The 21,749-nt window shown below is 53.0% G+C and carries 24 protein-coding genes and 4 tRNA genes; 6 read left to right on the forward strand and 22 right to left on the reverse strand.

The genetic code is table 11. The annotated features are described in order from the left end of the window. Positions 1–127: 127 nt before the first annotated feature. The 12 genes from rplL to CFT68_RS14695 form a co-directional block, all read right to left on the reverse strand. On the reverse strand, positions 128–505 hold the full coding sequence (gene rplL / locus CFT68_RS14640) for a 50S ribosomal protein L7/L12 (RefSeq protein WP_088844286.1): 378 nt from the start codon (positions 503–505) through the stop codon (positions 128–130). A 63-nt stretch (positions 506–568) separates the two neighbouring features. Further along, on the reverse strand, positions 569–1,123 hold the full coding sequence (rplJ, locus tag CFT68_RS14645; protein WP_088844287.1) for a 50S ribosomal protein L10: 555 nt from the start codon (positions 1,121–1,123) through the stop codon (positions 569–571). A gap of 19 nt (positions 1,124–1,142) precedes the next feature. Beyond that, positions 1,143–1,838, reverse strand: coding sequence for a 50S ribosomal protein L1 (gene rplA / locus CFT68_RS14650; protein ID WP_088844288.1), 696 nt, complete (start codon positions 1,836–1,838; stop codon positions 1,143–1,145). Between the two features lie 19 nt (positions 1,839–1,857). Further along, a complete protein-coding gene (gene rplK / locus CFT68_RS14655; protein ID WP_022822113.1) occupies positions 1,858–2,301 on the reverse strand; it encodes a 50S ribosomal protein L11 in 444 nt (147 codons plus the stop codon). Positions 2,302–2,488: 187 nt separating this feature from the next. Continuing rightward, positions 2,489–3,055, reverse strand: coding sequence for a transcription termination/antitermination protein NusG (gene nusG, locus CFT68_RS14660; protein ID WP_088844289.1), 567 nt, complete (start codon positions 3,053–3,055; stop codon positions 2,489–2,491). Positions 3,056–3,076: 21 nt separating this feature from the next. Beyond that, positions 3,077–3,271: a preprotein translocase subunit SecE gene (gene secE, locus CFT68_RS14665; protein WP_088844290.1), complete on the reverse strand. Its 195-nt coding sequence runs from the start codon at positions 3,269–3,271 to the stop codon at positions 3,077–3,079. 53 nt (positions 3,272–3,324) lie between these two features. Next, a tRNA-Trp gene (locus tag CFT68_RS14670) sits at positions 3,325–3,398 on the reverse strand. A 118-nt stretch (positions 3,399–3,516) separates the two neighbouring features. Beyond that, the gene (gene tuf / locus CFT68_RS14675) at positions 3,517–4,704 is read right to left on the reverse strand and encodes an elongation factor Tu (RefSeq protein WP_088844291.1); all 1,188 of its coding nucleotides are present in this window, start codon (positions 4,702–4,704) and stop codon (positions 3,517–3,519) included. A gap of 167 nt (positions 4,705–4,871) precedes the next feature. Next, a tRNA-Thr gene (locus CFT68_RS14680) sits at positions 4,872–4,943 on the reverse strand. An 85-nt stretch (positions 4,944–5,028) separates the two neighbouring features. Continuing rightward, positions 5,029–5,101, reverse strand: a tRNA-Gly gene (locus CFT68_RS14685). Between the two features lie 71 nt (positions 5,102–5,172). Beyond that, positions 5,173–5,252 (reverse strand) — tRNA-Tyr (locus CFT68_RS14690). Positions 5,253–5,501: 249 nt separating this feature from the next. Then, positions 5,502–8,102, reverse strand: coding sequence for a M1 family metallopeptidase (locus CFT68_RS14695; RefSeq protein ID WP_088844292.1), 2,601 nt, complete (start codon positions 8,100–8,102; stop codon positions 5,502–5,504). 98 nt (positions 8,103–8,200) lie between these two features. Here CFT68_RS14695 and CFT68_RS14700 point away from each other — a divergent pair, with 98 nt between their 5' ends. The 3 genes from CFT68_RS14700 to frr all read left to right on the forward strand — a co-directional run bounded on the left by CFT68_RS14700 (position 8,201) and on the right by frr (position 10,257). After that, positions 8,201–8,704, forward strand: a complete 504-nt coding sequence (locus CFT68_RS14700) for a biotin/lipoyl-containing protein (RefSeq protein WP_088844293.1) — start codon at positions 8,201–8,203, stop codon at positions 8,702–8,704. Positions 8,705–8,807: 103 nt separating this feature from the next. Beyond that, the gene (pyrH, locus tag CFT68_RS14705) at positions 8,808–9,596 is read left to right on the forward strand and encodes a UMP kinase (RefSeq protein WP_088844294.1); all 789 of its coding nucleotides are present in this window, start codon (positions 8,808–8,810) and stop codon (positions 9,594–9,596) included. A gap of 97 nt (positions 9,597–9,693) precedes the next feature. Further along, entirely contained in the window at positions 9,694–10,257 is a 564-nt protein-coding gene (gene frr, locus CFT68_RS14710; RefSeq protein WP_088845095.1) for a ribosome recycling factor, read from the forward strand. A gap of 76 nt (positions 10,258–10,333) precedes the next feature. Here frr and nadD read toward each other — a convergent pair whose 3' ends face one another. The 7 genes from nadD to CFT68_RS14745 are packed head-to-tail and all read right to left on the reverse strand — an operon-like array spanning position 10,334 to position 15,651. Continuing rightward, a complete protein-coding gene (gene nadD, locus CFT68_RS14715) occupies positions 10,334–10,906 on the reverse strand; it encodes a nicotinate (nicotinamide) nucleotide adenylyltransferase (RefSeq protein WP_088844295.1) in 573 nt (190 codons plus the stop codon). 17 nt (positions 10,907–10,923) lie between these two features. After that, positions 10,924–11,508, reverse strand: coding sequence for a guanylate kinase (gene gmk / locus CFT68_RS14720; protein ID WP_088844296.1), 585 nt, complete (start codon positions 11,506–11,508; stop codon positions 10,924–10,926). Between the two features lie 9 nt (positions 11,509–11,517). Beyond that, positions 11,518–11,802, reverse strand: coding sequence for a hypothetical protein (locus CFT68_RS14725; RefSeq protein ID WP_088844297.1), 285 nt, complete (start codon positions 11,800–11,802; stop codon positions 11,518–11,520). A gap of 20 nt (positions 11,803–11,822) precedes the next feature. Next, on the reverse strand, positions 11,823–12,461 hold the full coding sequence (locus CFT68_RS14730; RefSeq protein ID WP_088844298.1) for a sigma-70 family RNA polymerase sigma factor: 639 nt from the start codon (positions 12,459–12,461) through the stop codon (positions 11,823–11,825). Positions 12,462–12,521: 60 nt separating this feature from the next. Then, on the reverse strand, positions 12,522–13,841 hold the full coding sequence (locus CFT68_RS14735; RefSeq protein ID WP_088844299.1) for an O-antigen ligase family protein: 1,320 nt from the start codon (positions 13,839–13,841) through the stop codon (positions 12,522–12,524). Beyond that, positions 13,841–14,893, reverse strand: coding sequence for a glycosyltransferase family 9 protein (locus tag CFT68_RS14740; RefSeq protein WP_088844300.1), 1,053 nt, complete (start codon positions 14,891–14,893; stop codon positions 13,841–13,843). The genes CFT68_RS14735 and CFT68_RS14740 overlap by 1 nt, the downstream gene beginning before the upstream one ends. Next, positions 14,890–15,651 carry a glycosyltransferase family 2 protein gene (locus CFT68_RS14745; RefSeq protein WP_088844301.1) on the reverse strand — a complete coding sequence of 254 codons (762 nt, stop codon included), beginning with the start codon at positions 15,649–15,651 and terminating at the stop codon, positions 14,890–14,892. Before CFT68_RS14745 ends, CFT68_RS14740 begins: the two co-directional genes overlap by 4 nt. Positions 15,652–15,790: 139 nt before the next feature. Between CFT68_RS14745 and CFT68_RS14750 the strand changes: the two genes are divergently transcribed. Then, positions 15,791–16,345, forward strand: a complete 555-nt coding sequence (locus tag CFT68_RS14750) for a hypothetical protein (RefSeq protein ID WP_088844302.1) — start codon at positions 15,791–15,793, stop codon at positions 16,343–16,345. A gap of 153 nt (positions 16,346–16,498) precedes the next feature. Here CFT68_RS14750 and ahcY read toward each other — a convergent pair whose 3' ends face one another. Continuing rightward, positions 16,499–17,818, reverse strand: a complete 1,320-nt coding sequence (ahcY, locus tag CFT68_RS14755) for an adenosylhomocysteinase (protein ID WP_088844303.1) — start codon at positions 17,816–17,818, stop codon at positions 16,499–16,501. A gap of 152 nt (positions 17,819–17,970) precedes the next feature. Then, positions 17,971–18,690: a DUF4397 domain-containing protein gene (locus CFT68_RS14760; RefSeq protein WP_088844304.1), complete on the reverse strand. Its 720-nt coding sequence runs from the start codon at positions 18,688–18,690 to the stop codon at positions 17,971–17,973. Between the two features lie 176 nt (positions 18,691–18,866). Here CFT68_RS14760 and CFT68_RS14765 point away from each other — a divergent pair, with 176 nt between their 5' ends. Together CFT68_RS14765 and CFT68_RS14770 are read left to right on the forward strand one after the other, a co-directional pair. Further along, positions 18,867–19,478 carry a hypothetical protein gene (locus CFT68_RS14765; protein ID WP_088844305.1) on the forward strand — a complete coding sequence of 204 codons (612 nt, stop codon included), beginning with the start codon at positions 18,867–18,869 and terminating at the stop codon, positions 19,476–19,478. A 156-nt stretch (positions 19,479–19,634) separates the two neighbouring features. Then, positions 19,635–20,822 carry a class I SAM-dependent methyltransferase gene (locus CFT68_RS14770; RefSeq protein ID WP_088844306.1) on the forward strand — a complete coding sequence of 396 codons (1,188 nt, stop codon included), beginning with the start codon at positions 19,635–19,637 and terminating at the stop codon, positions 20,820–20,822. 242 nt (positions 20,823–21,064) lie between these two features. Here the strand turns inward: CFT68_RS14770 and CFT68_RS14775 are convergent, their stop codons facing one another. Further along, positions 21,065–21,664, reverse strand: a complete 600-nt coding sequence (locus CFT68_RS14775; protein WP_088844307.1) for a DNA-3-methyladenine glycosylase — start codon at positions 21,662–21,664, stop codon at positions 21,065–21,067. Between the last annotated feature and the right edge of the window lie 85 nt (positions 21,665–21,749).

Raw genomic sequence — 21,749 nt, forward strand, 5'->3', positions numbered from 1 at the left:
GCACGAAAAGCCGCAAAGCGGCGTGCAAACGAACTTCCGACTAGTTTGTTGCCTACAAACAGGAAAAGACCTGGCTTAGTTGCCAGGCCTCTCCTTATTTGCTGGTTTTAAGAGCAGGCAGCAGAAATTACTTAACTTCTACTTCAGCGCCGGCTTCTTCCAGTTGCTTTTTCAGCGACTCAGCTTCGTCTTTGGCAACACCTTCTTTCAGGGCCTTAGGAGCACCGTCAACCAGCTCTTTGGCTTCTTTCAGGCCAAGACCGGTCAGGTCTTTTACCAATTTCACAACAGCCAGTTTCTGACCACCAGCAGCCTTCAGGATCACGTCGAACGTGGTTTTTTCCTCAGGAGCATCAGCAGCAGCAGCGCCACCGCCAGCCATCATTACCGGAGCAGCAGCAGCAGGCTCAATGCCATACTCGTCTTTCAGGATAGTAGCCAGTTCGTTTACTTCTTTTACCGTCAGGCTAACGAGCTGCTCGGCGAATGCTTTCAAATCTGCCATTTCTGTAGATTGTTAAAAAGGGGGTTGTTGAAGGAAATTGAATTTGAAAAAGATGAGCAGCGGTTAGCCTGCAACCTCTTCTTTTTCGGAAAGCGTTTTGAGGATACCAGCCAGTTTGGTACCGCCGCTCGACAGAGCAGAGATAACATTTTTGGCAGGCGACTGAAGCAGACCGATAACTTCACCGATGAGCTCATTCTTGCCTTTCAGCGTGCTGAGGCTGCTGAGCTGGTTAGCACCGATGTAGATGCCAGCATCTACATAAGCACCTTTCAGTGCAGGGCGGGGTTCTACGTTCTTACCGTAGTTCTGCGCCTTGTAGAAGTCTTGCAACAGTTTTGCCGGAGCATTACCTGACTCTTTTGAGAACAGGATACCCGACTGGCCTACAAGAGCAGCATCCATCTCCGAAGTGTCGGTACCGAGGGTATCAAGTGCCTTACGGATGAACGTATTCTTGTAAACTTTGAACTCCATGCCGCGGTTGAAGCACAGGCGACGGAATTCGTTGATTTTCGCCACCGACATTCCCGAAGCATCGGCAATGTAGAACGCGTTGTGCGATTGGAACTTCTCGCTCAACTCGTCGACGAGGGCTTGTTTGTCTTCCCGGATCATATCGTCGTGTTGATTAAAATTATGCGGAAGTTACCGACGTGTCAACCGGAACGGCAGGCGACATCGTGCTCGACAACGTGATGCTCTTGATGTACGTGCCTTTAGCAGAAGAAGGCTTCAGACGAATCAGCGTCTGAATTACTTCAATAGCGTTTTCAGCAAGCTTCTGATCATCGAACGACACTTTGCCAACTGAACAGTGAATGATACCAGTCTTGTCAACTTTGAAGTCGATTTTACCAGCTTTCACTTCTTGAACAGCTTTAGCTACATCGGTTGTTACCGTACCCGACTTAGGGTTAGGCATCAAACCACGTGGGCCAAGTACACGACCCAGACGACCAACTTTAGCCATTACTGATGGCATAGTGATGATTACGTCAATGTCAGTCCAACCCTTTTCGATCTTGGCGATATAGTCATCCAGACCAACGAAATCAGCACCTGCTGCAGTAGCTTCGGCTTCTTTGTCAGCGGTAACCAAGGCCAGAACACGAACGGTTTTGCCAGTGCCATGGGGCAGCGTTGCTACGCCACGAACCATTTGGTCAGCTTTACGGGGATCCACGCCTAAACGAACGTCGATATCTACAGAAGCATCAAATTTGGTATAGGTAATATCCTTTACCACTTTGGCAGCTTCTACCAGATTCCGAACTTCGGTTAGGTCATGCTTGGCAAGGGCTTCCTTGCGCTTTTTGCTTACTTGTGCCATGTCTTACTCCGTCGTTAAATTATTCAGCGAAAGGAGAAGTGCCTGACACAGTGATGCCCATGCTACGAGCCGTACCGGCTACCTGCAGCATTGCCGACTCCACTTTGAAAGCATTCAGGTCTGGCATCTTCGTCTCAGCGATGGTGCGTACCTGGTCCCATGACACAGAACCAACCTTGTTACGGTTAGGCTCTTTTGAACCGCTCTGAAGCTTAGCAGCCTCCATTAGGAGAACTGGCACCGGAGGAGTTTTTACAACGAAGTCGAATGACTTGTCGGTGTACATGGTGATGAGTACAGGACAAACTTGGCCGGCCTTATCTTGGGTGCGAGCATTGAACTGCTTGCAAAATTCCATGATGTTAAGGCCTTTGCTACCAAGTGCAGGTCCAACCGGCGGCGCGGGGTTCGCGGCGCCTCCCTTTATCTGAAGCTTCAGATAACCTCTAATTTCCTTGGCCATTGAATTTGAAAGGCTTCGGACCCTGCATCGTAACACGCAGCATCCTCAGTTTTTGATTGCTCCTAGTGGAAGCACCGCCAATCCGGAGCGGATAACTGGCGACGTTGCTTGCGCAAAATTTAGATTTAAAGCTTAGCACTCAGAGTCAGAAGATTCTAAGTGCTAAGCTTCACGCTCTATCTTCAGCTTATGATTCTTTTTCGACCTGCGTGTAGCTGAGCTCCATTGGAGTACTACGGCCAAATATTTTTACGATAACGTTGAGTTTTTTACGCTCTTCGAAAACCTCTGAAACTGTACCCGACATACCGGCGAAACCGCCATCTACAATCTTTACCAGTTCGTTTACTACGAAAGGAGTTTCGAGAGTAGCTGTTTGTTCTTCTGCTTCGTCCACGATACCGAGTATTCGGTTCACTTCTGAAATATGCAGTGGAACAGGCTTAGTATTCTGATTGGCCGCCTTGCCTTCTTTATCACTCAGGAAACCGATTACACCAGGTGTGCTAGTGATAATGTGGTCTACTTCTCCGTGGGTCAGATCAGCATGGATGATGATGTAGCCAGGATACAGGTTCCGTTCGCGTACACGCTTCTTGCCGTTGCGCATTTCGAACACCTTCTCTACCGGAATCAGTACCTGAGGCACTAAATCAGAAAGACCATGACGGCCGATTTCTGTTTCCAAGTAAGTTTTGGCTTTCTTCTCTTGTCCGCTAACTGAGCGGACTACATACCACTTTAATTCGCCCATTGTCGTCGTGTATTCTGCCGCTTACCGGAACGAAGTATAAAACGCCTCTAGGCTTTTGCTGAACGCCACATCCATAACGCCAACTACCGCAGCAAACAGAAGAGACCCTAGTAATACTAGGCCAGCACTCTTTTGCAGTTCTTCAAGAGAAGGCCACGTTACTTTGTAACGCATCTCCTCAGAGGTCTCGCGGAAATAGTTTGTCAGCTTACTCATGATGCGGCACCGGTTAGGCTTGGTAGGTGCGGCTGCACTGGCAGCCTTATTTATGGCACGGGCGGAGAGATTCGAACTCCCATCAAAGGTTTTGGAGACCTCTATTCTACCCTTGAACTACGCCCGTGTATGCGTCCCTACCCGTCAAGGTGCTGGATTGGGACTGCAAATGTACTGAAGTGTTTAGACAAAACAAATCCGCCCCCGAAAAATATCGAGGGCGGATTGTCTTATTCTAGCAGAAACTAGTCGAGGATTTCAGTAACCTGACCAGCACCTACGGTACGGCCACCTTCGCGGATAGCGAAACGCAGACCTTTCTCCATAGCTACCGAGTTGATCAACTCAACCGAGATAGTTACGTTGTCGCCAGGCATTACCATTTCCACGCCTTCGCCCAGCGAGATGATGCCGGTTACGTCGGTGGTGCGGAAATAGAACTGGGGACGGTAGTTGTTGAAGAACGGCGTGTGACGGCCACCTTCTTCTTTCGACAGCACGTACACCTCAGCTTTGAACTTCTGGTGAGGCTTAACTGAACCCGGCTTGCAAATAACCATACCACGACGGATGGCTTCTTTTTCAATACCGCGGAGCAGAAGACCTACGTTGTCGCCAGCTTCACCACGGTCAAGGATTTTGCGGAACATCTCAACACCAGTTACGGTCGACTTGAGGTTCTCAGCACCCATACCGAGGATTTCTACTTGCTCACCCGAGTTGATGATACCACGCTCGATACGGCCGGTAGCAACCGTTCCACGACCCGTGATAGAGAACACGTCCTCTACTGGCATCAGGAAGGGCAGGTCAGTCAGACGAGCAGGAATTGGAATATAGCTATCAACTGCAGCCATCAGCTCCTCAATCTTGGGAACCCAGTTAGCGTCGCCGTTCAAGCCACCCAAAGCCGAGCCTTGGATAACTGGAATGTTGTCGCCGTCGAAGTCGTAGAACGAGAGCAGCTCACGGATTTCCATTTCCACCAGCTCGAGCAGCTCGGGATCATCCACCATGTCCACTTTGTTCATGAACACTACTAGCTGAGGTACACCTACCTGACGAGCGAGCAGGATGTGCTCACGAGTCTGGGGCATTGGACCGTCGGTAGCAGCAACCACGAGGATAGCGCCGTCCATCTGGGCAGCACCCGTCACCATGTTCTTCACATAGTCAGCGTGACCAGGGCAGTCAACGTGAGCGTAGTGACGGTTTTCGGTAGCGTACTCAACGTGCGAGGTGTTGATCGTGATACCACGCTCTTTTTCTTCGGGAGCGTTGTCGATCGACGAGAAGTCACGCTTAGCGGCCAGACCTTTGTTCGCCAGAACCATGGTGATTGCAGCGGTCAGGGTGGTTTTGCCGTGGTCGACGTGCCCGATCGTACCGATGTTCACGTGCGGCTTGGAACGATCAAAATTTTCTTTGGCCATTGTAACAGAGATTAAGAGACTTTGAAGTAAAGAGGGGGAAAAACGTAATGTGGCTATACTGCAAGAAAGCGAAACGCAGCTCCGTTTAGTGAGGACTGCACGTCGCTTTACTTGTCTGACAGATCCAACCGAATAGTCTAGCTATTCCGTTGGTGTTCGTAATTCTGAGCCATTTATGGGATTTGAACCCATGACCTCTTCCTTACCAAGGAAGTGCTCTACCACTGAGCTAAAACGGCTTATGCTTTGAATTTAGGCAAAGATACGCCAGCGAAAGATATTTATCCCGGATGGACAATCTAACACCAGTGAAACCTTACACTGAGCGGGAGACGAGGTTCGAACCCGCGACCTGCAGCTTGGAAGGCTGCCGCTCTACCAACTGAGCTACTCCCGCGTAACTGAACCAACAAAAACAATCTGCAAGCCATACGTCTTGCCCGCCGTTTTCTATTCGTTCATATGCTGTGGGGGCGAAAGGACTCGAACCTTTGAACCCGAAGGAGGTGAGTTACAGTCACCCGCAATTGCCGCTATGCGACGCCCCCAGTTTATGTATTCCTCTGCCTGTTGCAAAGAAACCCTCCGATCATTCCAGTGGCATAGGCCGTTCGGGTTGTGATTGGAGCTGCAAAATTAGGGGCTTTATGATGTAAGTCAAGCCTTCCGGCAAAAAGGTTTCTACTTTTTTCTTCATTGCCTTGATGCACAAACCGCATTTTGCACTACAAACAGCTGATTATCTATGAAAAGCAAGCCCTAGGCCTCCCTAACTTCACCACGAAAAAAAATCTAGTTTACTGAATTAAGCTATAGATTGAAGTCAGTCGCTCGTCCTTTTCCTTTGCTCTAATGTCTTGCAGGGTCGTTTTCAGGACTGGCATACTCCCTACTAATTCGTTCAACCCTTTGTAGGCCCCCAAGCGCACGTAGTACATAGGATGGGTACGTGCCAGCGTTTCGAGCCGTTGTATTCCTTTTTCCCGCTCAATGGGCGGCATCCGCTGCATAAGGGTGCCAAAGTTTTCTAATAAGGTGTACAACACTTCGCTTGGGGCATCTTTGCTCTTATTTAGGAACCATTGGTACTGATCAGCAGTGCCATTGAGCGCGTAATAATTGGAGAGAGCCGTTAGCAGTGCCGCATTCTTGGTATCCTGAAGGGCATTGATATACTCGCGAGTTGCTACAGTAGGGGCTTTTGCCAAGGCGTCTACTGCAGCTCCAACTACCAGATAAGAACTATCTCGCAGCGCCGCAGAATACACTTCATTGAAATCTTCATTTGGGAAGGAAGCCAAAGTGCCAATTGCCGTAGCCCGAACAACTCCTTTTTTCTCATTCAGAGCTACTCGCTGAATTTCCTTGCGAATGGCGTTGCCTTCAGAGCCTTTGTACCGGCGTAGGCCCTCCAGAGCAGCTTGCCGGATAGCCCAGAAGTTATCAGTCAGAGCATTTCGGAATAGTGCGCTTACACCCAAGTCAGCTGTTTTGCTGCGTAGGCCATCTATGGCTTCGTATTTCTGCAAATAGTTGCGGGCATGATAATACTGGTAAACCAGTTCTTCTTGGGTACGCTCTTCGTCTATCTGGGCCAACAGAATACCATCACTATCAAACTTCACCAAGCTAGGCCTCTGCATAGCAGGCAGACGAAATGTTTGGTCGGCCTTCGTTACTACTATACGGTGGTCGGTGGGCTGGTTGTTAGCCCAAGTAGTAACGGTGACTGGCAGGCGAAACACGGGCTGGAACAACGTGTCTTGGACTTGTTGTACCCGTAGAGCGACCTGGCCGTTGTCGTAGCTATGGGTGACGCGCAACTCTGGGTGGCCGCGCTGCATAAACCACTGGTCGAAAAACCACATGAGGTCTTCGCCAGTGACCTCCTCAAAAGCCAGACGCAGCTTAGCTATTTCAGAAGCCGAAAACTTGTTTTGCGTCAGGTAGCGATTAAGCGCCGCGAAGAAGGCTTCATCGCCAACTTGATTGCGCAGCATATGCAGCACTCGCCCTCCTTTATCGTAGGAGTGACGGTCAAACATATCCTCCCTATTGGCATAGCGGTACCGAATTAGTGGCTCACGCTTAGTTTGGGCCTCCTGCAAGTAATTGCGGAGTTTGGTTTGTTGCACTAGGCCAGCTGCATCGGCACCATACTTTTGCTCAGCCCAGAGAAGTTCTGAATAGTCAGCAAACGACTCGTTCAAGGGCAGGTTAGACCATGACTCCGAGGTGACATAGTCGCCAAACCACTGGTGGAACAGCTCGTGAGCAATTACGGCTTCTGTTTCGTAGGTGACATCAGGCAGCTCGCGGTTAGTAAACTGCACCAATTGTTCCTGAATTGTAGTTGCAGAGGTATTTTCCATGGCCCCCGACACGAAGTCGTGCACGGCCACCTGCGAGTACTTTTCCCAAGGAAAATCAACTCCAAGCTTCTTGGAGAAGAAGTCCATCATGGCGGGTGTATTGCCAAAAATCTGCTTGGCTGTGTGCTGATATGACGGATCGACGTAGTAATTGACCGTTTTATTCCGCCAAGTGTCGGCAACCACGGCAAAGTCGCCGGCGGCTAGCATGGTTAGGTAGGGCGCAGCTGGCAAGATTTGCTTCCAAACATCGGTGCGAGTTCCATCCGGATTCCGCTGGGAAGAAGTCAGTAGGCCATTAGAAAGGGTCTTTAGGCCACTTTCTACCGTGATACTGATTTCCTGCGTCATCCGCTGGTTGGGCTTGTCAATAGTTGGAAACCAACACGAACTAGCTTCCGATTCTCCTTGTGTCCAGACTTGCCGGGGTTTGGTCTTATCGGTACCGAGCGGGTTAATGAAGTATAGCCCTTTGTCGCCGGTGATGGCCTCGCTGCCACCAGTAGAGGGCAACTCATTAGGCTTTGCTATGTACTGAATGCGGACTTGGTAAAGCTCCGTGCGGGTGTAAGACCGATCTAGGGCGATGTTCAGACGCTTTTTATCGTAGCTAAATTTAAGGTCTTTGCCCTTTTTGGAGGGGCCGTTTACCAGCTCCACGCTCTTTATGTCAAAGCCTTTCGCATCGAGCGTTAACTGTGACTGAGGATAGAAGTGAGGCCTTACAGTGAGGGTAGCAGTTCCTAGCAGCCACTGCTTGGCCCAATCGAAGCGAACATCCAGCTTGGTATCCAGCAGATCATGAACGATGGCAGCAGCCGGTTGCACAGGATTGGTAGGAGGCAACCAGTTAGGAACGGGTAGCTGAGCGGGTATCGAAGATGGAGCTGCCTGGGCAGGAGCGACTGTTTTTTTGCGGGCTGCTGGTTTGGCAGTAGCTGCGCCCGACGGCTTAACCGTTTGAGCCGGAGCCATTACATAACAGGTCAGAATCAGGCTGAGAGCACCGAGGACCGGATATTTCATGTAGGAAATCAATAGGGGATTGAAGGGTCAAGTTCCGAATTTATTTCAGATTTGACCTATCTTTAAGCCCTTTTCCGCCCCACCCTGCCCTCTCTCCCATGCTACAGGTACGTACTGGTCCCGATCAACTCTGGGACATCGATTACCGCTCCGGCGGACCTATTACCGTGAATGGCCAAGCCTTTGAGTGGGACCTGGCTGCTTTGGGAGATGGTTGTTATCATATCCTGTACGCGGGAAAATCGTTTGCCGCAGAGCTGCTCTCCGTGGAATACCAGACCAAAACGCTGGTGCTAAAACTGAACGGGCAACGCATGGAGCTGCAGGCCAAAGATCGGTTTGATCTGCTGCTCGATAAGTTGGGCATGAGCAATACGGCGGCCAGCAAAGTCAATGAGTTAAAAGCCCCTATGCCTGGCCTTATCGTTGATATCCGCGTAAGCCAAGGACAAGTTGTGCAGAAAGGAGACCCATTGCTGGTACTGGAAGCTATGAAGATGGAGAACATCCTGAAAGCGCCCGGTGAAGGCACCATTTCCGCCATCAAGGTAAATCTGCGCGACAACGTAACGAAGGGCCAAGTACTGATTCAGTTCAGCTAGGCCACTTTTTGCAGACACAGGTATCCGGTACCTTTGCCTCCTGGGCAGGTAGTGGCCTACGAACAGCTTTCAATACTGCGTTTAACGCTTAACCCCATTTGTTTTGAAGTACAAACGAATCCTGCTAAAGTTGAGCGGCGAAGCTCTCATGGGCCAGCAACAGTACGGTATCGATGCCGTCCGACTGATGCAGTACGCGGAGGAAATTAAGACAGCAGCGGCTACTGGTACCCAAATAGCGGTAGTCATTGGTGGCGGCAATATTTTCCGGGGCGTACAGGCGGAAGCGTTTGGCCTAGACCGCGTACAGGGTGACTATATGGGCATGCTGGCCACGGTCATCAACTCAATGGCCTTGCAAAGTGCGCTCGAAAAGCTGAACGTAAACACACGTCTGCTTTCCGGAGTAACTATCCAGCGAGTATGCGAGCCATACATTCGGCGGAGAGCGTTACGCCATCTGGAGAAGGGCCGTGTGGTGATTTTTGGCGCCGGCATCGGTTCACCGTACTTCACTACCGATTCGGCTGCTTCGCTGCGGGCCATCGAGATTGAGGCCGATGTAGTGCTAAAGGGCACCCGGGTTGATGGCATTTATACCGCCGACCCCGAGAAGGACCCGTCGGCAGTGCGCTATCCGGAAATTACGTTTGATGAGGTAATGGAAAAGAACCTCAACGTAATGGACATGACGGCTTTCACTCTTTGCAAGGAGAATAATCTGCCCATCATTGTATTCGACATGAACAAGGAAGGCAATCTGCAGCGCCTCATTGAGGGCGAAACTGTGGGCACTCTCGTGACGATGAGCAGCTCAACAGCTGCGGCGTTAGAAGCTAAGCATAGTGGCCTACAGCCCGTCAGCAAAGAGACTCCTGGCGAGCAGATATAAACATCTTCTGGCAGGCTGATGCATCATAATTAGTTTCTTGATCAGCCTGTCTTACCAAGCTTTCAACACTCAACTTTCAACACTTAACCTTTCAGAAGTGGACGAAGAAATTAAGTTTTATCTGGACGAGGCGGAAGAATCGATGGGCAAGGCCCTGCAGCACACTGGTGTGGAGCTGACGCGCATCCGGGCAGGCAAGGCTTCACCAGCTATGCTCGATTCCTTGCGTGTAGATTACTATGGCACGCCTACTCCTGTAGCGCAGGTGGCCAACGTATCGGCGCCAGATGCCCGTACGCTGTTCATCAAGCCGTGGGAGAAAAACATGATCAGCGAGATTGCCAAGGCCATTAAAAACAGTGACCTAGGCCTCAATCCGCAATCAGATGCCGAAGGCGTACGCCTGAATATTCCGGCCATGACTGAGGAACGCCGCCGCGAACTAGTAAAGCAAGCGAAAGTGGAATCAGAAGGCGGTAAAGTTCGCATTCGTGGTATCCGCAAGGATGTGAATGAGGCCTTACGCAAACTCCTGAAGGAAGGTGCTTCTGAGGATGCCATCAAAGATGCTGAAGCGAAAGTGCAGAAGGCAACAGATTCCTACATCATCAAAGTAGATGACTTGCTAAGCAAGAAGGAATCAGAAATCATGACCATCTGATTTCGACTGAACTACAACAAAAAGCCCGCTCAGTATACTGAGCGGGCTTTTTGTTGTAATAAGCATTTCGCTAGGCCTATTGCCAGTATCCAGCAAGTTCAATTTTTGCCTCAACAGCCTCCGGAACCAAGTAGCGGATAGACTTGTGAGCCCGTACGCAGTCCCGAATAAACGTAGCGGATATATCTAGCAGTGGCGCATCTACCACTTTTACACCAGGATGTGCGTTCACGGCAGTAGCGTCAACTCCTGGCCTCGGATACACATAGACTTCGTTTTCAGCCAAGATGCGGTCAGCGTTTTTCCAGTTTGGGAGGCCAGGTAGATTGTCCTCGCCCATCAGGAGCACAAACCGGTGCGCGGGGTGCAGACGACGCAGCTCATCCAGCGTATTGATAGTATAGCTGGGCTTGGGCATAGCAAACTCAATGTCCAACGCGCGCAAACGTGCGTTGCCCGCTATGGCTAGCTGCACCAACTCATAGCGCGCGGCTTCCGGTAGCATTTCCTGTCCCACCTTGAAGGGGCTTTGAGGAGATACTACTAGCCACACAGCATCCAGATCGGTATGCGTAGCCATGAAGTTTGCCAAGATAAGATGGCCCGTATGGATAGGATTAAATGAGCCGAACAGCAAGCCTATCTTCATTTCCGAAGCAGGGCTGCTCACAGTAGCTCAGAATCGGCCATGATAAACTTGCGCACCAGCTTTTCGGCTTCATCAATGGCCTGTTCCAGATCGTCGTTGACGATGGTCACATCAAAGCGGTCTTCAAACGTGAGCTCGAAGTTTGCTTTGTATACCCGAGACGAGATACTAGCTGCTGAGTCGGTAGCGCGCTTGCGCAGGCGTTGCTCCAGTATTTCTATGGAAGGCGGTTTTACAAACACGGCCAATGCCCGGTCTTTGTAAAACTCCTTGATGCTCAGGCCACCTTTTACATCCACGTCGAGCACGGCATGGTGGTCGTTTTCCCAGATGCGCTCAATTTCTGACTTAAGCGTACCGTAGAAAGCACCTTCGTATACTTCCTCCCACTCCACGAACTCATCGTGACGGATTTTCTCCTGGAATTCTTGGACGGAGATGAAGTAGTAGTCTTTCCCGTTTGCTTCAGTCCGGCCGCGCTTGTCGCGCGTACAGGCTGATATCGAGAAACTTAGCTCCGGAATACGCTCCAGCAGCCGATGAACAATAGTAGTCTTACCGGCTCCGGAGGGAGCCGAAAAAACGATGATTTTACCCTGCATGGGGTAAAATTAGGCCATTTCTGCCTGAACGCGCGCAAGAATTGCGTTAGGGAGTGAAGAAGGGGCTCCTTTGCGGCCCACATGCTGCGACAAAAAGTCAACGAAAATGCGCTGCTTATCGATACTGTCGAAGCAAGGTGAGCAGTCTTCGGCATGACTAACGAAGTAATCTTCGTCTTCGGCCGTGGGCTCCTGGCCTACGATAATTTGGTCAAGTATTGTATTCACGCGTTCACAGTCGGGGGCACTGGTAGTAGCCCCGCTCTGGTTGGTTTTTGTAGAAGTAGTTTCCATAGCTAAGTCCTGGCAGGAGATTATTCGGTTTCGTCTGAATTACTATCGTCGCCGTCTTCGGAGCCGTAGCCCATCGACTTGGCGTATCTTTCCAACTTGTCCTTCAGGAAGTTACGCGCCCGGTGTAAGCGAGAGCGCACCGTCCCAATAGGGATATCGAGCACTTTTGCCATTTCCTCGTACGTGAACCCTTCCAGGTCGCAGAGGATAATGACGGTGCGAAAATCCACGGGCAGTGAGTTGAGTGCGCTGGCCACCTCGTCGCCGATGAGGTCGCGCACGGACTGCTGCCGCATGTCGGAGGAAGTGCTGCCGGCGTCGCCGTCGGCCTCCACATCTTCCGAGTTGTAGTACCCTTCGATTTCGCTGTAATCAACCTTGGCAGGCTGCTTACTTTTTTTGCGGAAATCGTTGATGAACGAGTTTTTCAGGATGCGAAACAGCCACGCTTTGGCGTTTGTTCCTTGCTCGAAGTACTCAAAGAAGCGATATGCTTTCAGATAAGTTTCCTGTACGAGGTCATTTGCGTCATCTTCGTCCAGCGTGAGGCGAAAGGCGAAGTTGTACAGCGAATCGAGCACAGGCATCAGTTCGGCCTGAAAACGCCGGTCTTTTTCCTCTTTGCTCAGTTTGGGAACCCGTTCGGGAGAGTCGCTCATAAACGCTGAAAATTGCGGCTGAATATCAAAAAAATACAGCCGGTAGACAAATGTTAAGGTTTATACCATCCGCAAGGCGGAAGGTTTACCCGTTTCTATAGGTGAGGTTGCGCATCGTTCGGCGGCCACCACAATGAAGCCGTAGCAGAACACAAACAAGTTGAACCCGATCTGTAATTCAAGCAGCGAATCTACCAACATTGCGGTAGCCTGCATGCATAGAAAATGATACACGTACGGATTGCGACGCAAGGCGGGTTTCATGAAAGGGCCAAATAGCACCAGCAACCACAAACCCAGCCCCACAATACCGCCACCAATGAGCTGGTGGAGATACTGGTTATGCACCATTACGCGGTTTTCGGGCAGAAGACCGAAATCTTTCCAGCTGTATTGCTCCATCATGGCTCGATAGGTATCCGCGGGGCCTACTCCCAGCAACGGATGCTGCTGAGCTATTGCAAGCGCGTTCTGCCAGGCGGCAATGCGGCGGGACAGAGAATACTGGTTGATATCATTCCCATCGCGGAACTGGAATAGGTCCCATATGGTGGCATGCACGCGCTGCTGCACCGGCTCCAAAGTCTGGTAGGCCACCCACGGCACTACCCCCAGCAGGAGCAGCGCCAGTAGCCCCAGCACCAGACGGCGGCGCAGAAGCAGATGCACCACATCCAGCAAAGCCATAACGTAGAATACCAGCAGCCCCGTACGGTAGGCTAGCAGATGCAACGTTATAACGCAGCTAGCTGCCGCCACAACCAGCAGTACTTTCAGGAAAGGAGTGGCTTGTGCATTGCGCCGCAGCAACACCGCAAAGAAGGCGGCCAGGGCGAGCATCAGCCCGAAATGGATGTGAAAGATACCGGTGATGGAAGGCATACTTTGGCCAATCCCAAACGACTCGTTGGCGGCGGCAGGGTGCACGAAATACTGGCCTAGCGTGGCTAGCCCAACGAGGGCAGTGCCTCCTACATATAGACAGCCAATTCCGAAACGCTGGCGGCGACTGAGGGGCACGGCCACGCCAAAGGCCAGCGGCACGCCCAGCCAAGGCAGTAAGCGGTAGGTTTCGTGGCGCCACACGGCCCACTCCTGGGTATAGAAGCCACTCAATATCAGCAAGGCGTACAGCGCGGCCGGTGCCCATACGGTGCGCAACCGCAGCCACTTAGCTACAGACTGGCCTAGCGCCGGATTTGCGAGAGCAGCAAACACGCCTACCACTGGGCTCAGGGCTACCAAAGCGCGCGACGCCAGCAGCCCGGCAACTCCTGCCGCGCAGGCCAGCAGCAGCAAATATTGCGACAAACGGCCCGTACGCCACCACCAGTGCCACCCCGATGCATTTCGCTGCGGTTCCATTGCGGGAGTACCCATTAATCCGGGCGAGTAGGTAAAGGAACAGACAACGGCTGCCAAGTCTGAATGCGGGCCAAAGCTTGCAAAGGTTCCAGTGCCTTAATACACGTACAGGCCGCAGGCTGCGCCCGACAATCCTGACAGTCGGGCTTGTCGAATACCAGATACTCGGCATGGGGGCCAAGCGGAGCCCACCGGCCGGGATGCATTGGCTTGATGGGCGGATAGAGGCCTAGCGCATGCCGGCCCAGCGCGGCGGCCAAGTGCAAAGGTCCGGTACTCCCGGCCACTAAGCCATCAGTAGCCCCAATGAAAGCCAGTAGTTCGGGTAAGCTAAGCTGGCCGGTAAACTCTGCGGTAATGAAAGCCTTGTATTCCGAAAGCCACTCGTGCAGCTCCTCCCCTTCGGCGGCAGTACCGGTCACGAATACGCGGTGCCCGGCTTGGTGGAGCAAACGAGCCAGCGCCCCAAAATGTGGAAGGCCCCATTCCCGGGCACTGCCTCGGCTTCGTGGATGCAGCACTACATTGAGCTGCCCAGGCTGCCGAGCTGCCAGCAAGGAAGCTAATGGCCTAGGTAAGGCAGCAGAAGGCTGGAGTTGGGTTAATGCAGCAACCTCGGGAAGCGTTAGGGCCTCGAAGTGGCCTAAGGGCCGTAGCAACTCCAGGTTAAGCTGCGCCTCATGCAAAGGAGAGTGGCGCCGGCTTAGGGCCACCAATCGGTTGCAGGTAAACCAGTGAAAGATGCGGTTGCGGGTGCCAATACGCACCGGGATTTTGGCCTGCTTGGCTAAGCGCGCAACTGCTTTGTTTGGGAAGACGTGCAAAATCACATCGACCTGCTGGGCTTGAAGAGTGGCTACCTGCTCGCCGGGCACTAGTCGCAGCAACTCGTCCAGATTCAGGAACGCATCAACCCACGGGCAGGCTTCGGCAACAGCCTCAGTATAGGTACGCCCAAGGAGCACTACGCGGCACCCTGGAAACAGCTGCTTGAGCCAGCCCGCAACAGGCAGCGTGAGGACGACATCCCCGATAGCATCGGTACGGCTGATCAGGAAGGTTTTCATGCGGCAGCTTTGGTTTTCAGCTTCGCGAATTTCAGAAACACTCCCCAGGCCGATATCGTGGCAATGCTCAACCCCGCAAACCCATCCAAGAAACCCAGCCGGAAGAAGTAGCCGTGCACGAATTTCCACCAAGGCTTCAGGAGCAAATGAAAGACCGTGACGTTGCGCTTGCCGCGCAGCCAAAGCTCATCGGCCGCGATACTCGTGAAGCGGTTTAGTTGCTGCACATGCTGCTCCACAGAGTCGTAGGAATAGTGCAGGGCATCGCCACGTAACTGGCCTACGGGCTGGCCTGCGGCTACTTCATACCGCTCGTGCAGGAGCAGACCCTCCCACTGGCCTAGGCGCCGGTCATAGAGGCGCAGTTTGCGGTCGGGGTACCAGCCACCGTGGCGCACCCAGGAGCCGCAGTAATTGGTTAGGCGAGCCAAGGTGTAGCCGGCACCTTGCCAATCGTTTTTAGCTGCCAGAATACTCTGGCGCAGCTCTTCCGTTAGCACTTCATCGGCATCGAGCTGTAGCACATGCTCATATCGGGCTTCAGCAGTAGCAAAGTTTTTCTGCTGCACGTAGCCTTCAAACGCGTGCTGCACCACACGGGCGCCGTGCTGCCGACTGATAGCCACGGTAGCATCGGTAGAGAAAGAATCGACGACGACCACCTCATCGGCCACGCCACGCACGGCCTCCAGACAGCGGGCAATATTGCGCTCTTCGTTGTAGGTGATGATGACGACGGATAGCTGAATGGCAGGCATAGGAACTACAAATATCCGGATTTTGACCGCTAATCGGTTTCACGGTGATGCAGTTGCCTACCCAAGAGCAATTCCTGGGTTACTTTTTGGCCAAATCAGGCATCAAAAGAACGCTCAAACATCTTATCCGCTGCTTCTTATGCACCAGCTCCGTTTTTTGCTACTCAGTGGATTGGTGTTGGGCGGGCTCACGGGCTGCGAGAGTCCAAGTGCCACATTCGATGCTTTCCGCATTGCTCGTCCCCAGAACCTGGAGCGGCATTTAGGCTCCCGGCTTCAGTTGCTTTCTGCTACCGATACGCTGAATCTAAGCGTGCATTTTGACGCGGCTACTCAGCGCAATATCATCACCTATACTGCTACCGGCGACACGCTTCTAGAAGCTACCGCTCTGCGTTACCGTCGGCTCTACTATTTGGTGCAGGAGCAACCAAAGGCCGGCTGCTGGGTGCATGCCATCCGGATCCGCGGCAACGAGGTGCAAGGACTAGCTTCCGGTTGGGAACAGATGTCGGATTTATCGCAGGCCATTAAGCAAGGTAGATTTCCCGAGCTAGTGCGCTACCGAAACCTCATCAATGATTCCACTCGGGTACGGTTTGATGCCAGGCAGTTGCGGGAATTTTACGCGTCGGAAATCGACAGCTTTCCCGTGTATCGCACTACGCCTTCGCGGGTTACTGCTGTTTTGTGAAGCATGACCGGCTCTTGTTAGGCACGACCATAAATACCGATATGGAAGAATACAGGGGTCTATTACCTCTACAAGACTGAAGTGGCACTAACAGCAAAAAGCCCCGCCTGCAAACTGCAGGCGGGGCTTTTCTGTATGGGGTGGCCTAGAGGCCTAGTAACGGTACAGGTCCGACTTGAAAGGGCCTTCTACTGACACGTTGATATAATCTGCCTGCTTAGGCTTCAACTCGTCTAGCTCCACACCAATTTTGGCGAGGTGCAGGCGGGCTACCTTCTCATCGAGGTGCTTGGGCAGGGTGTACACTTTGTTCTCGTAATTGGCAGCGTTCTGCCACAGCTCCAGCTGCGCCAGCGTCTGGTTCGTAAACGAGTTCGACATTACGAACGAGGGGTGGCCCGTAGCGCAGCCCAGGTTTACGAGGCGGCCTTCGGCGAGGATGATGACCTCTTTACCGTCGATGTTGTAGATGTCAACCTGTGGCTTCACCGTGTCTTTGGTGTCGCCGTAGTTTTTGTTCAGCCAAGCCATGTCAATTTCATCATCGAAGTGACCGATGTTGCAGACAATGGCTTTGTCTTTCAGGGAGCGGAAGGCACTCTCCGTGATGATGTCGCAGTTGCCGGTAGCAGTTACTACGATATCAGCCTCCTTGATGGCGTTTTCCATCTTCTTCACCGCATAGCCGTCCATAGCGGCCTGCAGAGCGCAGATAGGGTCAATTTCCGTCACGATAACGCGGGCACCTGCACCACGCAGCGAAGCAGCAGTACCTTTTCCTACGTCGCCGTAGCCGGCTACTACCGCAATTTTGCCGGCCATCATTACGTCGGTAGCCCGACGGATAGCATCTACCGCCGACTCTTTGCAGCCGTACTTGTTATCGAACTTCGACTTGGTAACCGAGTCGTTTACGTTGAAGGCAGGCATGGGCAGCGTACCGTTCTTTACGCGGTCCAGCAGGCGCAACACACCCGTTGTAGTTTCCTCCGAGATGCCTTTGATTCCAGCGGCCAGCTCCGGGAACTGGTTCAGCACCATGTTGGTCAGGTCGCCACCGTCGTCGAGGATCATGTTCAGAGGCTCGCGCTTCTCGCCGAAGAACAGCGTCTGCTCAATGCACCAGTTGAATTCCTCTTCCGTCATCTCTTTCCAGGCGTAAACCGGAATGCCAGCCGCAGCAATGGCAGCGGCAGCGTGGTCTTGGGTAGAGAAGATGTTGCACGACGACCAGGTTACATCAGCACCCAGCGCAATCAGCGTCTCGATGAGCACAGCGGTCTGGATGGTCATATGCAGGCAGCCGGCAATCCGAGCGCCTTTGAGCGGCTTAGAAGCGCCAAACTCTTCGCGCAGTGCCATCAGGCCCGGCATTTCAGCCTCGGCCAAGCGGATTTCTTTACGGCCCCAGGCAGCGAGGCTCATGTCTTTTACTTTGTACGGAACGTATGCCGTGGTCTTCGTCTCAACCATAATAGAGGTAGCAAGTGCGTGTGGCGTTTCAACCACAAAGATAGTTGATTTGTTATCCTTCGCTATCAACGGTTGTAGCCCAACGCCTTAAACAAAGAACCCGTTCCGGCCGAAGCCGAAACGGGTTTTTCATGTTGCTGGGCTAGTTAGGCCTAATTATTCTCAATGAAATCGGCTTTCACCTGCAGATCCGTCGTCAAGCCTGTCGAGGAGCCTCGAACTACCAATGTGTAGATTTTGCCAGCAGCCAGCACTTTGCTACCAATGATAATAACCGGCACATTACTGGAATTCGACAAGTACAGATTTGCCGTGTTGGCGTCAATTTCCGTGAAGGCCGAAGCATTACCGAAAGAAATGTTCGGAATCAGTAGGGTAGCAGTACCAGTGGACTCAGTACGATATAGCGTAAGGGGCGAAGCGGCACCCTGGCCTACGTGCACCACCCGGATTTTAGCTTTTCCAGCAGCTGGAGCCGTCAGGTCATCCTCTACCCATAGAGGGGCAACTGAGTTAGCTTGGTTGGAAGGGCTGTAAGCAAACAGAGAGTAATTCTTGTCTTTGGCTACTGTTTGGGTTGCCGTAGCTACTGTGGTAGTGGTGCCAGCCACATTTACCTTAAACACTTTACTGCCGGCATTGAGTACCTGATAGCCGGAATTTTCGCCGTAGTTCAGATCCTTAATAGCTTGTTCGTCGGCAAGCACTGATACTTTCACATTAGCATTTGGAGCTGCATGCACGGCTAACACCCGCCCCTGATCAGGGATTGGGTCGGCTTTATCGTCGTTGGAGCAGGAGCTGAAAGCCAGGGCGGCCGGCAGAGCCGCGAATACCACGGAGCGGCGGAGCAGGGAGGTCAGGGTTTTCATAGTAGACAAGCGGGTTGAATGGAAAAAACTCGGGTAAGATGCCGACACAACGTAACCCCCGCGCTTTTTGTTGGACGACGAACTAAACTTTTCGTCGATGGATTGCACTTTTTTCTCGGTAAGAGGCTTAGGGTGCTGTAGCTTAGAATGGTAATTTTGTACCCATGCCCCTACTGATGAAGAGTGCTATTTTTGGTTCTGCACGCCGCTTTGCTTTTGTCTTACCGTTTGTGTTTGGCTCGTTGGCGGCCCACGCGCAGCAGGCACCTACTACTATCATTCGCCTCAGCCCTGAAGACAGGGAGCGGGGCCTGAACGGTGTGCAAAAGAATTTCTTTTTCACGACTGGCCTACAGGGAAAACCATCTGATTATCAGAGCGCTGGATTTTTTGGCCAGAAGCTACGCCCTTATCTGGCTGGCAACGAAGAAGCTCTTGACAATCTGAACCGGTATCGCCGGCAGAAGTGGCTGTTTCTCGCCGAGCGCCTCACGTTTGTGAGTGCTGTAGGCCTGTACAGCCAGCAGGTTCTTGCCAAAACGGAGTATCAGCAGTACCACAACAACACCCAGAAAGTGGCCGTTGGCGTGGCGGCAGCAAGCTTGCTCTCAAACATTTTCATTTCTCGCCATACCAACGAGCACATACAGCGGGCTATAGAAGCGCACAACGCTGGCCTGCCGGCTGCCCGTACGGGTATGTTGCAGCAGCTGCGCCCGAGCGCGCTAGGCCTATCGGCCAGCCAGACAGGGCAGCCGCTGCTGGCGTTACGCTGGAACCTACGCTAGGCCTGTTCGCGTTTCCTTTTTTCAGCCGACTTTTCAGAAGGAATCCGGCAGCTGGTGCCCCATGTTGGGGTCGGCTGCCGGATTCCTTCTTACGTTTGAGGATACTTTCTGCCGCAGTTGCTGACTGCGGCCATTGTTTTTTCGTAGGAACCCTACATGGAATACCCGCTGCCGGCAGCGGCCCGGCAATACGTAGCCGAGCATCTGCACGACGACCCCGCTCAACTGGCGCTGCAGGCCCGCCGTTATCCTGGCCTACCCGTTCCGGACCTCGTGCGTCAGATTCAGGCGCGCCAGAAAGCCCGCGCCAAACTGCCGGCCTGGGCCGAAAATCCGGACCTGATTTTCCCGCCTGCTCTCTCCGTGGAGCAGGCCTCTTCTGACCGTACGGCGGCTTACAAAGCCAGTTTGGTACGCGGGCAGCGTTTGGCTGACATTACAGGCGGCTTCGGAGTAGATGCGGCGCATTTTGCGGCCACTGTACCCGAGGTTCATTATGTGGAGCGCAACCTGGGCCTGGTAGAGGTAGTGCGCTACAACCTGCAGCAACTCGGTATCGAGAATGTGCAGTGTCACAACGACGATGCCGTGAACTTCCTGCGCAGCACGCCCGATACGTTCGACTGGATCTACCTCGACCCGGCCCGACGCGACACGGCTGCCCGCAAGATTTTCCGGCTGCAGGACTGTGAGCCCGATGTGCTGCGCATTATGCCGCTCCTGCTGCACAAAAGCCGCAGCGTACTACTCAAAACCTCGCCCATGCTCGATATCGAGCAGGCCTTGCAGGAGCTGCGCCACGTACGCCGCCTATGGGTGGTAGCCGTAGACAATGAGTGCAAAGAGGTGCTGTATGAACTGGGCCCCGAGCCGGCTGTAGACCCCGAGCGTTTCACGGTGAATTTGCTCCGCAACGGGCAGCAGCAGGAGTTTCGGCTGAACCGCGCCCGGGAAAGCCGGGCCATTGCGCGGTATGCCTTGCCGCAGGAGTACCTCTACGAGCCCAACGTGGCCGTGCTGAAAGCCGGCGGATTCCGCAGCATCGGTACTGCCTTCGAGATGCTGAAGCTCCACCAGCACAGCCACCTCTATACTTCTGACACACTGCACCCACAGTTCCCGGGCCGCATTTTCCGGATTCGGGGCACGGAGAAATACGATGGCCAAGCCCTGCGCACTTACTTAGGCCCCGAGGTGCGGGCCCACGTCACTACCCGCAACTTCCCCGATACTGTAGCGGAGTTCCGGCACCGTACCGGCATTCGGGAGGGCGGCGACCTGTACCTGTTTGCTACCACCAATCTGGAAGGCAAGCTAATGGTGCTGGTGTGTGAGAAGCTGTGAACTAATGAGTTGGTCGTTCTGACTGGCCTAGGCCTGCCTTGTCATTGCGAGGAGGCACGACGAAACAATCTTTGCTTTAACATTGCACGAAATACTGAATAACTGAAAGCCCTTACTTCCATGGGAGAAGTAAGGGCTTTTCATTTTCGACAGATGTACTGCCTACGCCAAGGAAGGATTGCTTCGTCGTGCCTCCTCGCAATGACAACCCTTCTAGGCCACTTGATCCAATAGTTCCTACCTCACTTCGCCGGGCTTACCCACTTGCTGTCTTTTAGGCGAAAGCGCCACGGTAAGGCAGCATCCTCGCCGGCGTAATCGATGCCGACTCTGGGAGAGGCTATTATGTCTTCGTAGGCCACTTTCTCTCCTTGGTCTTCCATCCAGATAAAATTGCCGGTGAGGTCTGTGCCGTAATGGGCGGTTGTGATGCCGAGGGCTTGCGTGAGCAGGCCGGGGCCGGAGGTGAGGTTACGCTGCACTGCCGTAATACCCCGGCGAAGCAGCATTTCCGGAATGCCTTCCAACGGCTCTAGCCCTCTGATCAGGACGGCATCGGCTTTGCCGGCTTCATTGGTGATAATATTAAACAAGGTGTAGCGGCCATAAATCAGATAGGTGTAGGCCACTCCGCCGGGCTCGTACATGATTTTCGTGCGGGCCGTGTAGCGACCCAAATGCGAATGGCAGGCTTGGTCGTTGAGGTGGGCGTAGGCCTCTGTTTCCACGATTCGGCCACCCGTGAGCACACCATCAATGCGCGTAAACAGGTGTTTCCCGATTAGCTCACGGGCAATTCCTACGGGGTCGGGGCGGCGGTAAAAGTCGAGGGGGAGTTTCATGCGGTTGTTGGGCAGGAGAAGAAATAGCGGCGCTAGGCCACTACTGACCTAGCCACTTGCGGCTCATCTTCCTCAGCGCATCGAT

The sequence above is a fragment of the Hymenobacter gelipurpurascens genome (assembly GCF_900187375.1).
Classification (GTDB): Bacteria; Bacteroidota; Bacteroidia; order Cytophagales; family Hymenobacteraceae; genus Hymenobacter; species Hymenobacter gelipurpurascens.

What these genes read in the sequence shown, in the direction of transcription:
- rplL (WP_088844286.1), bottom strand. Translation starts at nt 505, where the DNA reads ATGGCAGATTTGAAAGCATTCGCCGAGCAGCTCGTTAGCCTGACGGTA.
- rplJ (WP_088844287.1), bottom strand. Translation starts at nt 1,123, where the DNA reads ATGATCCGGGAAGACAAACAAGCCCTCGTCGACGAGTTGAGCGAGAAG.
- rplA (WP_088844288.1), bottom strand. Translation starts at nt 1,838, where the DNA reads ATGGCACAAGTAAGCAAAAAGCGCAAGGAAGCCCTTGCCAAGCATGAC.
- rplK (WP_022822113.1), bottom strand. Translation starts at nt 2,301, where the DNA reads ATGGCCAAGGAAATTAGAGGTTATCTGAAGCTTCAGATAAAGGGAGGC.
- nusG (WP_088844289.1), bottom strand. Translation starts at nt 3,055, where the DNA reads ATGGGCGAATTAAAGTGGTATGTAGTCCGCTCAGTTAGCGGACAAGAG.
- secE (WP_088844290.1), bottom strand. Translation starts at nt 3,271, where the DNA reads ATGAGTAAGCTGACAAACTATTTCCGCGAGACCTCTGAGGAGATGCGT.
- tuf (WP_088844291.1), bottom strand. Translation starts at nt 4,704, where the DNA reads ATGGCCAAAGAAAATTTTGATCGTTCCAAGCCGCACGTGAACATCGGT.
- CFT68_RS14695 (WP_088844292.1), bottom strand. Translation starts at nt 8,102, where the DNA reads ATGAAATATCCGGTCCTCGGTGCTCTCAGCCTGATTCTGACCTGTTAT.
- CFT68_RS14700 (WP_088844293.1), top strand. Translation starts at nt 8,201, where the DNA reads ATGCTACAGGTACGTACTGGTCCCGATCAACTCTGGGACATCGATTAC.
- nadD (WP_088844295.1), bottom strand. Translation starts at nt 10,906, where the DNA reads ATGAAGATAGGCTTGCTGTTCGGCTCATTTAATCCTATCCATACGGGC.
- gmk (WP_088844296.1), bottom strand. Translation starts at nt 11,508, where the DNA reads ATGCAGGGTAAAATCATCGTTTTTTCGGCTCCCTCCGGAGCCGGTAAG.
- CFT68_RS14725 (WP_088844297.1), bottom strand. Translation starts at nt 11,802, where the DNA reads ATGGAAACTACTTCTACAAAAACCAACCAGAGCGGGGCTACTACCAGT.
- CFT68_RS14730 (WP_088844298.1), bottom strand. Translation starts at nt 12,461, where the DNA reads ATGAGCGACTCTCCCGAACGGGTTCCCAAACTGAGCAAAGAGGAAAAA.
- CFT68_RS14735 (WP_088844299.1), bottom strand. Translation starts at nt 13,841, where the DNA reads ATGGGTACTCCCGCAATGGAACCGCAGCGAAATGCATCGGGGTGGCAC.
- CFT68_RS14740 (WP_088844300.1), bottom strand. Translation starts at nt 14,893, where the DNA reads ATGAAAACCTTCCTGATCAGCCGTACCGATGCTATCGGGGATGTCGTC.
- CFT68_RS14745 (WP_088844301.1), bottom strand. Translation starts at nt 15,651, where the DNA reads ATGCCTGCCATTCAGCTATCCGTCGTCATCATCACCTACAACGAAGAG.
- CFT68_RS14750 (WP_088844302.1), top strand. Translation starts at nt 15,791, where the DNA reads ATGCACCAGCTCCGTTTTTTGCTACTCAGTGGATTGGTGTTGGGCGGG.
- ahcY (WP_088844303.1), bottom strand. Translation starts at nt 17,818, where the DNA reads ATGGTTGAGACGAAGACCACGGCATACGTTCCGTACAAAGTAAAAGAC.
- CFT68_RS14760 (WP_088844304.1), bottom strand. Translation starts at nt 18,690, where the DNA reads ATGAAAACCCTGACCTCCCTGCTCCGCCGCTCCGTGGTATTCGCGGCT.
- CFT68_RS14765 (WP_088844305.1), top strand. Translation starts at nt 18,867, where the DNA reads ATGAAGAGTGCTATTTTTGGTTCTGCACGCCGCTTTGCTTTTGTCTTA.
- CFT68_RS14770 (WP_088844306.1), top strand. Translation starts at nt 19,635, where the DNA reads ATGGAATACCCGCTGCCGGCAGCGGCCCGGCAATACGTAGCCGAGCAT.
- CFT68_RS14775 (WP_088844307.1), bottom strand. Translation starts at nt 21,664, where the DNA reads ATGAAACTCCCCCTCGACTTTTACCGCCGCCCCGACCCCGTAGGAATT.